This window comes from Dyadobacter ginsengisoli DSM 21015 (assembly GCF_059568735.1).
Genome location: NZ_JCANTY010000005.1, coordinates 632,941 through 648,407 on the forward strand (window position 1 = coordinate 632,941; position 15,467 = coordinate 648,407).

Consider the following 15,467-nt stretch of genomic DNA (forward strand, 5'->3'; position numbering starts at 1 on the left):
AGCTACCGTCCGACATGGTATTGGAAGAAGCAGTGATGGATTTCCCATCACTGCTCATGATACTTAAGCCATCCTATGACCACACCATCCTGACGGTCGGTGGATGTTAGTTTACTGCGCTATAACATTCAGACGGTAAATGACAGAGTCGGGTTTACGAAGCTCATTCGCTAAACAAATTTCACCCGATATACCCACCCGCAGCAATACCCCCATCGGGGTATTTTTACATGCTACCGGTTCTTGTATATTTCGTGAAATATATTTCCATGCTCAGACCTCTCCTCTTAATAGCCCTCTGTTTCAGTCTGAATGCCGTCTGCCTCGCGCAAAAAGAGCCGCCTGGCCGGATTTCCCGCAAGACCAATACTTTTATGGCCGACGATCATTTCAGCGAATCCAATCTGTTCGGATATGTATACGCGTTCAGTACCGCGGACAGCAGTTTCGGGATCCGGGACGTGCTGGCCAGTAAACCCGGTTTCAGGCCGATTGAACATGAAATCCCGCACTTTGGAAGTGACAATCGGTACCACTGGATCAGGACCGACATCCAAAATGTAGGATCGCCGAGAAGGCAACTGGTCTCTTACCTGCATTTCAACGAGTTAACAGACGTGTGTTTTTATGTAGTAAATCGCAAAAATCAAATCATTTATCAGCAGGAGCATTTCAACCAGCGTACTTATTTTAACAAAAAGCCGATCCCTTCCCGTTTTTTTGCATTCCCTGTCGAGCTGTCTTCACACGAGGCAGTAACTGTCTATTGGCGGATATACCGAGCAGAGAATAGTGTCGTAGCGCCTTTCAGGTTATACACCCAGGACTCTTTTCACTCCTTTCTGGTTATGTATGACTCCTTTGCGTTCTTATGCCTGGGCGTCATATTCTCCGCATTTCTGCTCAGTTTCATCCTGTTTCTTATCACGAGAGCGAAGGTCCTGTTCCACTATGCCGGTTACTGTGTTTTTTACTTTTTTTTATGTCTCGTCAACGATGGAATAGCACTTCAGTACTTTCACGTGGATCCATTTGAAATTGAGATTGGGCTCCGGCTCTTTGCCACCGGCTTCATGCTATTTTTCCTGCTCCAGTTTTCCAAGTACTTTCTCGACGCCACCCATGTACTCCCACGGCCCATGGTGCTACTAAACGATTGCCTCTCTTATCTTCTTCTTCTACTTGGAGTTGCAATTGCTATCTTTTCCTTGAATGCCTGGGTTCCCGCTTTCTTCTTACTGGCAAGCCTCGCTCTGATTTTAATCCTTACCATGATCGTCGCAGGGATGCTTCAAAAAAAGCGGGAGGCCTTCTTTTACTTCCTGGCAGCAGGGCCCTTCTTTTTATCCTGTATCTGGTTTGTACTGATCTCCGTTTTTGACACCCCTGCGACGTGGTTTTACTACATGAGTCTCCTTTTTATCCCGATCATTGAAATGGTCGTTCTCGGGATAGAACTCGGCAATAAACTGATACGGCAGCGCGACAAGTATTTTGATGGGCTTCATAGTCTCCAGCGCGAACTTACTTCCTCCATTCTCAGGACCCAGGAGTCGGAGCGCAGAAGAATCGCTGCTGATCTCCACGACGACCTGGGAGGAACGCTGGCAACTATACGTATCAAATTTGCGACCCTCAAACGCAACTTGTACCAGAAAGAGGAGCCTGGCCAACCGGTATTGCAGGTGGTTGAAGACATTGAACCTTTGATTCATAAAAGCAGCAATGACCTCCGGCGCATTTCTCAGACTTTGATGCCTCCGGAATTTGAAAGAATAGGCTTATTGGGCAGCGTTCAGCACGCCATCGACTCCATGTCGGAGCAGGCAGCACATTTCACTTTTCTGACAGCCGGGAAGCCGCGGGCCATCTCTGCCGAAAAGGAACTGGCTATTTACAGGATCGCCACAGAAACGCTGCAAAACATTGCCCGGCGGGACCTGGTGCGGCGTGGCTCCTTACAGATATTGTATTGCGATGACGAGTTGCGCATCTTTGTCGAGGCCGATGAAAAGATCGAATCCATAGCGGAGGCAGAAAAGACGATCCAAAAAGACCTTTCCAGCAGCTCATTGTTAGCTACACACCTCGGGGGAACTTTCATTCTCGAAATAAGCCATTCAGGCACTTTTGTGATTATCGAAGTACCCTATTGACTCAAACAAGCCTGCTCTTTCATGTGATGAAGGTGCGCTCTACCAACTCTATATATGTTCAGGCTGATCCTTTTGCTATTGACTTTTTTTATCGTACCCGCCTATTCGCAAACCGAACTTCACGAAACAAGCTCAGGCGTTACGCGTACGGGCAATGCATTCGTAATTGGCCAGAACTTCACGAAAACGAGCCTGGCTGGCCATGTCTATCTTTTTAGCGCTACTTCGCAGGAAGGCATCAATAGTGTGAAGCAAAAGCAAGATGCTTTTAAGCTTCTTCGGGACGAAATCCCCTCCATTGACATGGATAGTCGTTTTCACTGGATAAAATATACGGTTCAAAACAGTACTCCGGAGACCAAGAGTTTAATTGCCGATCTCAGGTACAATGAATTGAATGACGTTTGTTATTACATCGTAGACGGTCATGAGCGGGTAATTTATTCCAAAGAGCACTACAACCGAAAGTCGTATATCAGCAAAAAGCCCGTTCAAAGCAGGTTCTTTTCGTTCCCGTTGCGGTTGAAGTCCGGAGAAAGTCTTACCATTTATTGGAGGATACACCGAAAAGAAAGCTTCATCGTGCTTCCTCTCGGGCTTTTTGACCAGGAGTATTTTTTCAATTTCAACACCACATATGACTTCTTCTTATACCTGAGCCTGGGTGTGTTTACCTTCACATTCCTGCTTAGTCTTCTGCTTTACGTCTTCACCAAATATCGGTTACTCCTGTATTACTCGGGGTATACCCTCTTCTATGGCCTCACGATCGCCAGCATGGAAGGCATTTTGACACAGTATTTTCATTTAAACATTCCGTTACTGCAAGACAACATCAAAAATGTCTTCATATGTTGCCTGAATTTTTTTGAGATACTCTTTGCGATTCACTTCCTGGATATAAAATCATTTTTGCCCAAAAGCGTCTACCGTCTTTGCATCATCCAAGCCACGCTCGTCCTGGCCTTTGGCGCCTATCTGCTGGTGACTCCTTTTACAGGGCTGACGTCCGTCATCCTTTCCGGTGTCGCTATTTTTGATATGCTGCTGGTTCTGGGGCTTGTTGTTTCTGCATTATTTCACAAAAAAAATGTAGCAATACTCTACCTGATCGCCATGCTGCCATTGTGTATCAGCGCGGGCTGGCTCCTGCTAACCCTCGTTTTTGAGCTCAAAAGCACCTGGTTTCACTATCAGTCTTTCCCTTTTCTACCGTTTTTCGAAGTCATCCTATTAGGTATCGGACTGGGTTACAAGATCATCAGTGACAGAAACCGCTATTTTCTGGGACTGAACACGCTGCAAAAACAATTTACCTCCTCCATTGTTAACACCCAGGACTCCGAACGGCAAAGGATCGCCGCCGACTTACACGATGATCTCGGCGGAACATTGGCTACGATCCGGCGGAGGCTTTCCGATCTCCGGTTTAAAACGAAAATTGCTTCCGTCGCAAAAGAACTGGACGAGTTAGAGCCGCTCATTCAAAAAAGCAGCGATGATTTGAGACGAATTTCGCACAACCTGATGCCGCCGGAATTTGAGCGTATCGGACTGTCCAATTCACTGAAACAGTTTATTCAGGAAATCCCTTCACAACCCACTGCATTCCAGTTCATTGCCAGCGGGGAAATATACCGGCTCCCCCTCGAGGTCGAGCTGAACACTTACAGGATCGTGTCGGAATTAGTGCAAAACATATTCAAACATGCCAAAGCTTCACGTGCATCCGTGCAATTATTGTATTATTCTGATTTTCTGAGAGTTGTTGTCGAAGATGACGGCCTTGGCGACAGCTCCGGAAAATCATACAAAATAGCGCCGGGAATGGGTCTAAAAAACAGTATATTGAGAGCTGATTATATCGGCGCCAGCCTCCATCGGGAAAGTGGGGAGGCCGGTACGTGTGTCATACTCGATGTTCCAAATCGTCCCATTTCAAATGACCCTGGCCAGTCAGACCAAGATACTGTTAGTCGATGATCATCATATCTTCAACGAGGGGCTTAAACGCCTGATCAATGAACAACCGGATTACATTGTCTGCGGGCAGGTTTACCAGTCGAAGGATATTTTCCCGGCCATCGAGCACCTCCGGCCCCGATTGATTCTTTTGGATGTCAACTTGAAAGGAATTAACGGCATTGATATCGGCAAACGGATCATTAAAGATTATCCGGACATCAGGGTGATGGTGTTGACGATGTACAATCAGGCCAAGCTCCTGGAAGAGTCCAGAAAAATCGGCCTGCATGGTTATCTGCTGAAAGATGCGACCACATCCAAACTCCTGAAGGGTATTGAAACGGTTTTAAAAGGCGAATCCTATTTCGATGATGCCATTACCTGGTCTGCACAAACAGATCAGGATCAGTTCATCGACACATTTGCACAAAAGTTAAACCTGACGTTCAGGGAGATAGAGATCATCCGGCTGATCAAAAACGGCTTCACCAATGAGCAGATTGCGGAACAGCTGCACCTGAGCTTTTTCACAATCAAGACACATCGAAAAAATATCCACTTCAAGCTCGGTTTAACGAAGGTTGCAGAACTCATAGATTTCGCTGTTAAAAATGGCATCTAACGGTTTCCGATCCCCTGCCAAAAGACATTGTAACGGCTGTACTTTTCACCCTGAACCAAGTAAGGGTTCATGCTAAAAAATAGCCCGGATCATTTCTGCAACAGGGAAACCAATGCCGACGACATCGTTAGGACGCCCGTTTTTAATGTTTTTGAAAGGTCGGGGATGTATTTGGAAGAGTGTGTGGAAGGCAGGGGAAGCTTAGTTTTTGCTGATTCGGCCATGGCGGCGCTGCTCACCGAGCCCAGGGAATACATGAGAATAGGGATTTTCGGAACGCTCCTGCCATACCAGCCAAAATCCTCTCCAAACATCAACGGCGTCACTTTTACCACATTTTCGGAGCCGATAACCCCTTTGAAATGATTAAAGATGCGTTCGGTCAGCTCCGGGTCGTTGTATTGTGAAGGCGTGTATTCGTCGAGGACGGTTACCACCGGGAAGCGATCGCGGTCCAGCCCGGCCGCAAAGGCGGTACCCTCGCAATGTCTGCGGATTTTTTCGATCAGCTGCTTTTGAACGTCATCGTTGAAGGACCGGATCGACAAAGAGAGCTTCACTTCATCGGGAACAATATTGGCCCCGCTCCCACCCTGAATGGACCCGACGGTAATAATGGCCGGCTCCTGCGGCGAAATCTCGCGACTCACGATAGTCTGGAATCCAAGTACGAGCTTCGATGCCAAAACGACGGGATCAATGGTAAGTTCCGGCACAGCACCGTGCCCGCCCTTCCCTTTCACGGTAATGTCCAACACATCGATATTGGCCAGGGAATAGCCCGGACAGAGGCCCACTTTCCCCGATTCCAACGCCGAATTGACGTGCAGCGCCAGGGCAAGTTCCGGTTTCCCGAATTTTTCCAAAACCTGGTCTTTGATCATCGCGAGTGCCCCAGCCCCTCTTTCCTCGGCAGGCTGTGCCAAAAAGATAACGGTACCTTTCCAATTGTTTCTGACTTTGTCCAATATACGCGCCACGCCTACCCATACGGCCATGTGCATGTCGTGCCCGCACGCATGCATGAGCGGCAAAGTTTGCCCCGTCTCGTCGAGGGTGGTTTCTGTACTGGCAAAGGATACGCCCGTCCGCTCCTGGATGGGCAGCGCATCCATGTCGGCTCGCACTAGGATTACCGGGCCGGGGCCGTTTTTCATCACGCCTACCAACCCGTGACCTCCTATGCCGGTAGAGACCTTGCAATCCAGCCCGCTTAGTTCTTTCGCCAGCCGCTGCGACGTTTTTTGCTCGTGGAATGATAATTCAGGATGCGCATGCAGGTCTTTGTATAGCGCCTCCAGATATCCGTAGTCTTTTTCAAGAAGGGTTCCAATGGCGGCATCGGTGCGGGATTGCCCGTTCGTTGAACTCAGGGTAAAGACTACCGACAGGCTGGCGAGCAACAGCGTTCGTAACATGATCTAGTTGAGTTTTTTGATGTACAGGTTCGCAAACTGAAAAATGTTATGATCCGCATGATCATCCTGCAATGCAATTTTGCCGCAGGCAGCAATTCCCGGCAGCTCGGCGCGGTCTATTACCTTTTTTCCATTGAGCACGACCGTCACCCTGTCTCCCTGCATGGTGATCACAAACCGGTTCCAGGAGCCGGGCGGGTTATCGGCCCTCACGCGCGGCGTGGCTCCCGCACGCACGGATGCAGGAAGCTTTTCATCTACGCGAAATCCGTAAATTTCACCCGAACCGATGTACCTGTTGCCGATATTCACCTGGTTTTTGGAATCACCACGCAGGTAAATACCGGTATCCCCATTATAAAGTACTTCCACTTCCCGCTTTGTGCCGTCGGGATTCTTCGCATTGTCGCCATTGGGAAGCACTACGGTACTTTTGGCCATTTCGGGCTTGCGGGTAAGGCGCACGTCGGCCACGAGGATGAAGTCGCAAAATGCCTCGTCGGTCCACAAACATTTATCCTTCTCAATACTTTTTCCATCGTAATTGACCAGCCCGTTGGCAAAAACCCAATGACCGGCGTGGCCCGGCAGCATTCCCCACCCCTCAGCACTTTCGCCACGGATCAATGCGCGAAAACCCATGTCTGCCAACGGCTTACCATCCAGCACGGGCTTGGGAGTCGCGTCCTGCGAATACGTGTCATGCGCCACCGCAACGAATGCGAGCAGGATCAGAAGCAGCCGTAACATTTTCATGTGCGCTTAAATGATTGGAGAAAGACCTGGAATAGGAACAGGATAGGCCCCGTCCGGACCCGGCTTAACGGGCGGCTCCGCATCCCAGGCAAACCTTTCAGGCATAAGGGATATGGTTGAGTTCAGCGCTTCGTCCCATTCAACCATTTTGCCGGAATGTACGGCCATTCTTCCCAAAATCGTCGTCATGGTGCTTTTGGCGCCCCATTCGGTGTCGTTGAGCGGTGTATTGTTGCGGATCGCGGCGAAGAGGGCTTCGTGTTCAATCTGGTAGGCGCTTTCGGAATCCTTGTTCGTGTTGCGCCAGATCGTTTCGCCATTGTGGCCCTTAATACCTGCTTGCAGGCTCGCTGTACCGGTAGCGCCCTGAAAAGTCGCTCCGCCTTTGTTCCAGGTGCCGGTAATGTGCCGGATCTGGCTGTTGAGTTTCGTACCGTCGGCGTATTCGTATTCGATGTAAAAATGATCGAAAATATCGCCATCACCAGGCCCGTTCAGCGACGATCGCCCGCCCATTCCTTGCGCACGAACCGGGTATGCGTCCTTTACCCAATTGACAATATCCGTATTGTGGATCTGCAAACCGGCCGGGGACCCAGCCCATAACCAGTTAAAATAACGCCAATTGCGCATTTGAAACTCCATCTCCGTCCAGCCCGCCTGTCTCGGAATATTACTCACCGGCCCGATCAGATAATAGTCGGTGGCGGAAATGATCTTACCGATGGCGCCTTCCTTCAATTTCTTTACCATTTCCTGATAGCCGGGATCGTAACGGTTTTGAAGCCCAACGACCACTTTCAGGTTTTTCTTCGTTGCTTCCTTGCCCGTTTCCAGGATCTGCCTGATCCCCGGCGCGTCGGAAGCGAGCGGTTTTTCCATAAATATGTGCTTACCCGCCTTCACGGCCGCTTCGAAGTGCGACGGCCTGAAAGCCGGAGGCGTAACCAGCAACACCACATCCGCACAGGCAATGGCCTTCTCGTAGGCATCAAAGCCGACGAACTTCTGGTTTTCAGGGACTTTCACAAAATTCTTGATCCGCCCTACTTTCAAAAGCGTGGCATGGGTATCATCCAGTTTGTCTTTGAAAACATCAGCCATCGCGACCAGCACTGCATTTGAATTGGAACTCAATGCATTCAAAGCGGCACCGGCGCCCCGGCTCCCGCAGCCGATCAGCGCTATTTTGATCGGGTCGCTGCTCAATGTCCAGGCACTGGCTTTTCCGGGAAAAGCGGAACCTATGAAAGCTCCTCCCACTATCGCGGCCGATTCTTTCAAAAAATCACGGCGGCCCGGAAAGGTGTTCGATTGGTCGTTTTGGTTCATAAGGTCTTTTATTCAAACTGAAAAATTCCAAACTTATCATATTCATGAAAATCGCCGCTATTGCGCTGCCAGGCCCATAAAGTTTCGCCTTTGTCGTAGTCGATCCGGTATAGGTTGCCTTTCCAGCGCGTTCCCGGCCCGGGAATATCGCGAAGCACCGGTTTTAATAGTTTATAGGGGATGAATACTTCGGCAGTCCAGCTGTCGATGGCGGCCTGGCTTTTCCGCATTCCGCCTTGCACCGTTGTGGCGTGCCGCGTCTTCCTATCTCCCTCATAATGAAAAGGTATCCAACTGTTCAACTTACCTTCTTCATTGAATATACTAATAGGCAGCTCGTAATTCAAGGGGGATAATTCGTATTCAAAATAGGCAGGCACGGCGCTGTCGGGCTGCATGAACAGCTCGATCACGTCTTCATTCCAAAGATCCAGAAAGTCTGCCTGCATGCTGGCTGTGATCTTTTTATCCTCACAAACAAACAGGAAGTAAATGCCCGTCTCCGAATACAGCGCCTTCGCTTTGGTAGAATAAGTCTTTAAACCGGATTGAAGCGGCGGGATGGGTATCCAGCCGGCTTTTTCCCAATGGGCATCCGAGCCGGACCCGGTCAGCCCGAAATCATCTGACTTCCGGATGATCAGCACATGATCCTCAACATTTCGTTCGGGAAATGTGAGTCCCGCAAGCAGCATCAATATGCCCGGAAGAAATATACGATGCATGGAGACCATCTTTTTGCTATTGTTTTACGGGTGCGGGAAACCATTTTTCTGCATTCTCCCTGTAAAGCTTGTCGATCACGGTCCTCGGCAAATGCAATGCCTTGAACTTGCCGCTCACCTCGGGCGCTTCCATCGTTTGGTCGGACGTGAAGAAAGTCCAGTGGTTTTTCCAGACCTCATCCGCGTGTTTTAAAGTAGTTTCAGCAGGCTGGCTGTCGTCGAATACCAGGTCGGTCGAGTACAGGAGGCGGTCCTGGTATCGGATGAAGAAATCATACACCTTCCGGTGATCCTGAACTGCCTGGTACTGAATATGCGAAATCCGTTCGGCCATATCCACGACCATATTCGGGAATTGGTCCAGTCTTTTGGCCAGTTCGTCAAGGCTCCATTCGAGGCTTCCCAAATGTGCCCCGTCAAACCGCAAACCGGGATGTTTTTCGAGCATATGGTCCCTGGCTTGGATCTGTTTTTCGTAGGAAGGGAATTCCGGGTGCAGGAACATGTGGTATTCGGGGTGCCCGGCGAAATATTCCCGGTCGTTTTTGACCGTCATTTTTTCCAGCGGCAGCCAGCAGTTTTTAGGCTCTCCCAGGTGACCGACGAGCGTTTTATTGTTTTTTTCAATGAAATCCCAGATCGGGTCGAGGCGTGGATCGTCGGCCATCACAAATGCACCGCTCTTGTCTTTGTATTCCATGCCGATATTCTTCCAGACTTTCACGCCAGCGGCACCTTTGGCAAACGATTCGCGCAGGTAAGCAATCGTCCGATCCTGCCAGTCGCTGTCATCGATATTCTCAATATGAAAACTGGTCGTGTAAGCGAGCCGATCCGGATATTTTTCCTGATGTTTCGAGACAAAATCCTGCTGCTTTTCAATGGGAACGTATTCAGGAGCGGCGACATTCAGGCTCAGCACCCGAAAATTGCTTTTTTTGGCAAACTCTAAAAAAGCGGGATTGAAGGAATTGATATGCACATGCGCATCATATTTCTCGACGGCAGCGTAATCGTCCTGACTGTAATATTCTGAATTTTGGTTTTCGGCGCAGCTTTGCATGAGTACCAGGAAGGGGATCAAACCAAAATAAAGGTATTTTTTCATAAAACTAGTTTTTTACGATTTCCAGCTTCTCCTCCACCAGTTTGGAGACTGCGTCGATGGCCGAAGGAAACACATTCCGCAGGTCGATATCCTCATTGCGGGCCATTGAATTCTTCAAAGTCTGCATGAAGATGTTCTTAATTTCAGTAGCCAGATTGATTTTGCAAATTCCATTCTTGATGGCCTCTTTCAGGCTGCTGCCGGGAATCCCCGAGCCGCCATGCAAAACCAGCGGAACATCCGTAGCGGCATGGATTTCGATCAGCCGGTTTATATCCAGTTTGGGCTCCTGCGTGTAAAACCCATGCGCCGACCCGATCGCGACCGCCAGCGCATTTACGCCGGTCTGCTCCACGAAGTACCTGGCCTCCTCAGGGTCCGTAAACCCGGTTTTCTCCTTCGATTGGCCCAATTTGGCGATATAACCCAGTTCGGCTTCTACATTGGCCCCATACCGGGCGGCCAGTTCCACCACCTTTTGTGTGACGGCCATGTTTTCGTCCAGTGATTTTTCGCTGGCATCGATCATCACCGAGTCAAAGCCGGCATCCAGGCATTCATGCACCAGGTCGTAGGACCCGGAATGGTCCAGGTGCAGCCAGCCTTCGACATGGTATTCTTCCAGGGAGGATTTGGCCAGGTTCACAGCCACCGACAGGCCCATGTAGTCTATGGAACTTTTGGTGAGCTGTAAAATAATGGGCTGGTTAAGGTGTGAAGCCGCCTGCATGATGCCCCTGAGGGTTTCATAATTGTAAAAATTAGTGGCAAGCAGGGAGGAATTGGCTTCCTGCATTTCCCTGAGCTTGCTAATCATGTTGCTTTTCGGCATAACCAAATCTCTCTTTAATGTTATGAAGAATATTATCCCGGGCTGTGAACGCGCCGGTGCCGCCTGCGGCCGTCGTGGAAAAGGCTCCCGTCATATTCCCGAATTCCTGGCAGGTATCGAGCGGGTAGTGATGGATGAATTTGTATATAAATCCGGCATTGAAACTGTCGCCCGCGCCAATCGCGTCCACGACTTCTTCATTGAGTAATGCAGGCTGAAAAGCGACTTCTCCATCCATCACCAGCGCCGAACCCTCGCTTCCGAGTTTCACTGCCGTGATGTTTGCAAAATCTTTCAGGTATTGCGCGGCATCCTGAATGCCCGCCTGCCGGGTAAGGTTCAGCAGTTCCTTTTGATTGGGCATGAAGACGTCGACGAAAGGCAATATAGCTTCCATGTCCATCTCCCATTGCTCCGCGGGGTCCCATTGCGGGTCGAAAGAAGTGGTTAAGCCCGCCTTTTTGGCCAGCTGAAAAATCCGTCCCACGTCTTTTCTGATGCCTTTTTGAATAAAATAAGAGGAAATATGCAGGTGACGGGAGCGAAATATCCGATCCCAGTCAATATCATCGAAAGTAAGGTTCTCCATTGCGCCGGGGTGCGTGATCATGGCCCGGTCCTCTCCGAAATTCAGGACCACGGTGGCCCCTGTTTTCAATTCTTTTTTGCGGACGATAGCGTCGGTATTTACGCCATTCTGCCGCAGGGTCGCGAGCACGATATCCCCGAACGCATCTTCCCCGATCTTGCCAATGAATGCGACGCGCGTATCCAGGCAGCTCAGATTACTGGCAAAAATGGCCGAAGAACTTCCCAGCGTTACATTCATTGCCCCGGACAGGATCTCCTTCCCGATGACCGGGAAGGTATCGATCTGGTTCAGGATAAAGTCTATATTGAGTTCACCAATTACCGAAACGTCGAAATCTTTCATACTGAGAGCCAATTTTGATTTAACCACTTGCTGCTTTGGTGTTTGCCATCCCACTGGCAAGCATTGCCTTGCTACTCAGGAAAAGGGTAGATGGTAACCCCTCTTACTACACGTGTGATGGTTTCTTTCCTGGAAGGCTGGTCCGGCGAAAGCCCGAGTTCCAGTGATTTGTAAAAACCGAGCAACTGGGCCGGCAGCACGCTCACGACCGCCAGCAGTTCTTCGTCTACCGATTCGCCATCAGGCGAGAGTTCGATGAGCATATCGGTCTCCATCGCTTTTTGGGCAGTTTCGATCACCCCGATGCGGTAGAGGCCTTTTTCCCCCTGACTAATGGCATTAACCAGGTCCGTTTCATATTGATGTACATGCGCATTGTTGGAAAACAGGTACACCAAAAGCGTTGCCGGATTGATCACCGCCTTGGGGCCATGCCTGAATCCCAGGAACGAATCGGATTTGCAGATCACATTGCCGTCCGTCAGCTCCTGCACTTTGAGGTCGGACTCGCTGGCGACCGATCTCAACGGCCCTGAGCCCAGGAAAATAGCACGCTGGAAATTCAGTTTCGCAACACGACGGAGCTGGTCGGCGTAATTTTTAAAAATATTATCCCCAAAGCGCGAAAGCAGTTCAACCTGCGATTGAAGCTCGCTGATCTGCGCAACCCTGGAAATCAGTAAGCCTGCCAGCAGCATCGAAGTGAAGCTCCCGGTCATGGCCAGGCTCTGATCATCGGCTTCCGGTGGTAACAGAAAGACATAGGTATTTTTTCTGCCGTTTTCCGAAGAACGGACGAGCTGGCCGGCCGGATTGCAGGTGATGATCAAATGATAGATCTCGTCGCAAAACTCGTCGGCAATTTCGACGGCGGCCTGACTTTCCGGACTGTCCCCCGATCTTGCAAATGATATAAGCAGTGTTCCTTTTTTGTTTAAATACTGTTCCGGATGCAGGATCAGATCCGTGGTAGCAATGGCAGTCGTGATCTTTCCAGTGTTTTTTTGAAAAGGGCCCTGTAAAACATCCCCTATATATGCCGACGTGCCTGCGCCCGTGAGCATGACCGTCAATGACTCCCGAACCAGGGCGGTATTCAGAAAATACCCAAGCTCCTCTTTCTGACCATAAACGAGTTGCCATGTCCGCTGCCAAAGTCCGGGCTGCTGTGCAATTTCCCTGGCTGTAAGGTAAGCTTCGTATTCCTGCAATTCCAGTAAGGTAAATCCAAGTAAATCCTCTGAAATAATAGACCGATCTTTTAATACGTTACTTTTGGAATACATGGTATATTTCGTTTCATTTCATTGTGAAACAAAACTAATCATTTCCTTTCGGAAATCGCAAATAAAATTGGCAACTATCTTTTCGCAACCGTTATTTTTAAATTTTTGCCAAGGAAACGAAAACTAATGCGGCAAATAACCTTATTTTTACGCATTGATTAAGAAATAGACGATTATGCGCAAAGCCGGAGAAAAATCAACTGTTCAGAGACGGGTCATCATTCTTCAGATATTGGAAGAGAAAGGGCAGGTGGACGTAACATCGCTAAGTAAGGAGCTCATGGTCAGCGAGGTGACGGTCCGGAACGATTTGAAGCGGCTGGAACAGAAGAACGCACTGATCCGGGCGAGAGGGGGAGCGATGAAAATTGACCGTGTCGGGACAGATTTCGCGATCTCCGACAAGAATAAACAGAATTACGAACAGAAAAAGCGCATTGGCAAAGCGGCAGCGGCTTTGATCGAAGAGGGCGATACGATCATTCTCGATTCGGGTACGACCACCATGGAAATTACCAAAAACCTTTCGACCATTTCCGAACTGACCGTCATTACCAACGCCTTGAACATTGCCGACCAGCTCGCCGAGCACCCCAAAGCCAATGTGATCGTTCCGGGTGGTTTTTTGCGTAAAAACTCCCTTTCCCTAATCGGATCGACGGCTGAGGAAAGTTTCAAAAACTACTTTTGCGACAAGCTTTTTCTGGCTGTGGACGGCCTGAGCGTTGTTTATGGGCTTTCGACGCCCAATGTGGAAGAAGCGCATTTGAACCGGGTGATGATCTCCATTTCGAAGCAAGTGATCGTCGTGGCGGATTCGAGCAAGTTCCTTAAAAGAAGTTTCGCGTTCATGGCGCCCATTACCGCCATCGATGTTCTTATCACCGATGACGGTATTCCTTTGGAAGACCAGAAAAAACTGGAAAGTGCTGGTGTGAAGGTGATTATCGTGTAGACATTACGGTATCAGTACTCGTCCGTCCGCGCAAAATCGTTCTGCCTGCTCATCCATTTCCCGCCTGTAAAGTCGGGAAATGCGACGGTTTCGTTTCCCAGCTCAATGGAAGTTTCGCTGAGCGGAGTGATCGCACTCCAGCTGGCCGCGTCGTAAACGTCCATAGGGGTGGGTTTCTTTCTTTTTACAGCTTCAATAAAAGCATGCATGACGAAGAAATCGATCCCGTCGTGCCCTGTCAGATAAGCCTCTTTGGCCCAGCGCTTCCAGAGCGGGTGATCATATTTATCCAGCCATTCCTTCGCATTGTCCCAGTGCTCATGGTCGTACTTAGACTGCCCCTCAATATATATGCCGTTATGGATATTCATCCAGATCCCACCGGTGCCCTGTACGCGAAAACCGAGTGAATACGGCCGTGGAAGGTTTGTATCGTGCTGTAACAGAATGGTTTCTCCTTGGGCACATTTGATCTGCGTCGTCACCACATCGCCGAGCCTGAACCGGACTTTGGCATTGGGATGGTCCGCCCCACCCTTTTTAACGACATATTGATGCAACCCGCGCGCCTTTGTGGAAAACGAATTGAGCGACTCGAACCGGTTACCGCGGTTAATGTCCAGCATGACCGCCAGCGGCCCCACGCCGTGCGTAGGATAGAGGTCGCCATCCCGGTTCACGGAATGATTGGTGCGCCATTTGGCCTCAGAAAAGCCTTTTTCGCCAAATTCGGCACCGCTGTTGTAGGGCGTTACCCCATCGTTGAACTTCACACCCCGCAGGTCGTGCTGGTAACCTCCCTGCATGTGCACGAGTTCGCCGAAAAGCCCCTGGCGCACCATATTGGTAATGGCCAGGGTGTCGCGGCGATAGCAGGCGTTTTCCAGCATCATCACGTGCGCATTGTTCCTTTCGGTGCTTCTTACCACTTCGAAATGGTCTTCCAGGGTGATGCCGAGCACTACTTCGGTAGCTATATACTTCATTCCCGCCGCGAGCGCATCCAGGATCATGGGCGTGTGCAGTTCCCAGGGCGTAGCGATGATCACCGCATCAACCAACTTAGGATCAAGCATTTTGCGGTAGGCAAAGGCATCCCCGGTGAAAATTTTCGGCATTGTTTTTCCCGCATCGCGCATCAACTTCCCGCTCATTTCGAGCATTCTTGGATCGATATCGGCAATGGCCGTGATCTCCGCATCATTTCTTTTGAGAAGTGTACTAATGTGTGCTTGCCCTCTCAGCCCCGTTCCGATAATACCTATCCTTACTTTTTCTGCGAAAGGTTTTGAAATACCATCAAAAGGCTGCAACGCGCTGATCCCGGCTACGCCGAGCGACATATTTTTTACGAATTTTCTTCTGGATACATGCATAG

Annotated in this window: 13 protein-coding genes; 4 read left to right on the plus strand and 9 right to left on the minus strand. The window is 49.7% G+C overall.

Features of this window, described 5'->3' with window-relative positions; all coding sequences use genetic code 11:
- The first annotated feature begins 269 nt into the window (after positions 1–269).
- From BP71_RS21230 to BP71_RS21240, 3 genes are read left to right on the plus strand one after another with little or no spacing between them, the layout of a single operon-like run.
- On the plus strand, positions 270–2,156 hold the full coding sequence (locus BP71_RS21230; protein ID WP_496382894.1) for a sensor histidine kinase: 1,887 nt from the start codon (positions 270–272) through the stop codon (positions 2,154–2,156).
- A gap of 54 nt (positions 2,157–2,210) precedes the next feature.
- Complete coding sequence (locus BP71_RS21235; RefSeq protein WP_496382896.1) at positions 2,211–4,139, plus strand: sensor histidine kinase; 1,929 nt, start codon at positions 2,211–2,213, stop codon at positions 4,137–4,139.
- Positions 4,099–4,743: a response regulator gene (locus tag BP71_RS21240; protein WP_496382898.1), complete on the plus strand. Its 645-nt coding sequence runs from the start codon at positions 4,099–4,101 to the stop codon at positions 4,741–4,743. Before BP71_RS21235 ends, BP71_RS21240 begins: the two co-directional genes overlap by 41 nt.
- A gap of 89 nt (positions 4,744–4,832) precedes the next feature.
- On the opposite strand, the gene BP71_RS21245 is transcribed toward BP71_RS21240, so the two are convergent.
- The 8 genes from BP71_RS21245 to BP71_RS21280 form a co-directional block, all read right to left on the minus strand.
- On the minus strand, positions 4,833–6,161 hold the full coding sequence (locus BP71_RS21245) for a M20 metallopeptidase family protein (protein WP_496382900.1): 1,329 nt from the start codon (positions 6,159–6,161) through the stop codon (positions 4,833–4,835).
- A gap of 3 nt (positions 6,162–6,164) precedes the next feature.
- On the minus strand, positions 6,165–6,917 hold the full coding sequence (locus tag BP71_RS21250; RefSeq protein WP_496382902.1) for a 3-keto-disaccharide hydrolase: 753 nt from the start codon (positions 6,915–6,917) through the stop codon (positions 6,165–6,167).
- A 6-nt stretch (positions 6,918–6,923) separates the two neighbouring features.
- A complete protein-coding gene (locus tag BP71_RS21255) occupies positions 6,924–8,249 on the minus strand; it encodes a Gfo/Idh/MocA family oxidoreductase (RefSeq protein WP_496382904.1) in 1,326 nt (441 codons plus the stop codon).
- An 8-nt stretch (positions 8,250–8,257) separates the two neighbouring features.
- On the minus strand, positions 8,258–8,974 hold the full coding sequence (locus BP71_RS21260; protein WP_496382906.1) for a carbohydrate-binding family 9-like protein: 717 nt from the start codon (positions 8,972–8,974) through the stop codon (positions 8,258–8,260).
- Between the two features lie 16 nt (positions 8,975–8,990).
- A complete protein-coding gene (locus tag BP71_RS21265; protein WP_496382908.1) occupies positions 8,991–10,082 on the minus strand; it encodes an amidohydrolase family protein in 1,092 nt (363 codons plus the stop codon).
- Between the two features lie 4 nt (positions 10,083–10,086).
- Positions 10,087–10,914 carry a class II fructose-bisphosphate aldolase gene (locus BP71_RS21270; protein WP_496382910.1) on the minus strand — a complete coding sequence of 276 codons (828 nt, stop codon included), beginning with the start codon at positions 10,912–10,914 and terminating at the stop codon, positions 10,087–10,089.
- Complete coding sequence (locus BP71_RS21275; protein WP_496382912.1) at positions 10,892–11,848, minus strand: carbohydrate kinase family protein; 957 nt, start codon at positions 11,846–11,848, stop codon at positions 10,892–10,894. The genes BP71_RS21270 and BP71_RS21275 overlap by 23 nt, the downstream gene beginning before the upstream one ends.
- Before the next feature lie 71 nt (positions 11,849–11,919).
- Complete coding sequence (locus BP71_RS21280; RefSeq protein WP_496382914.1) at positions 11,920–13,134, minus strand: SIS domain-containing protein; 1,215 nt, start codon at positions 13,132–13,134, stop codon at positions 11,920–11,922.
- 175 nt (positions 13,135–13,309) lie between these two features.
- Here BP71_RS21280 and agaR point away from each other — a divergent pair, with 175 nt between their 5' ends.
- On the plus strand, positions 13,310–14,089 hold the full coding sequence (gene agaR, locus BP71_RS21285; protein WP_496382916.1) for a transcriptional repressor AgaR: 780 nt from the start codon (positions 13,310–13,312) through the stop codon (positions 14,087–14,089).
- Positions 14,090–14,100: 11 nt separating this feature from the next.
- Here agaR and BP71_RS21290 read toward each other — a convergent pair whose 3' ends face one another.
- Positions 14,101–15,465 carry a Gfo/Idh/MocA family protein gene (locus BP71_RS21290; protein ID WP_496382918.1) on the minus strand — a complete coding sequence of 455 codons (1,365 nt, stop codon included), beginning with the start codon at positions 15,463–15,465 and terminating at the stop codon, positions 14,101–14,103.
- Positions 15,466–15,467: the final 2 nt, after the last annotated feature.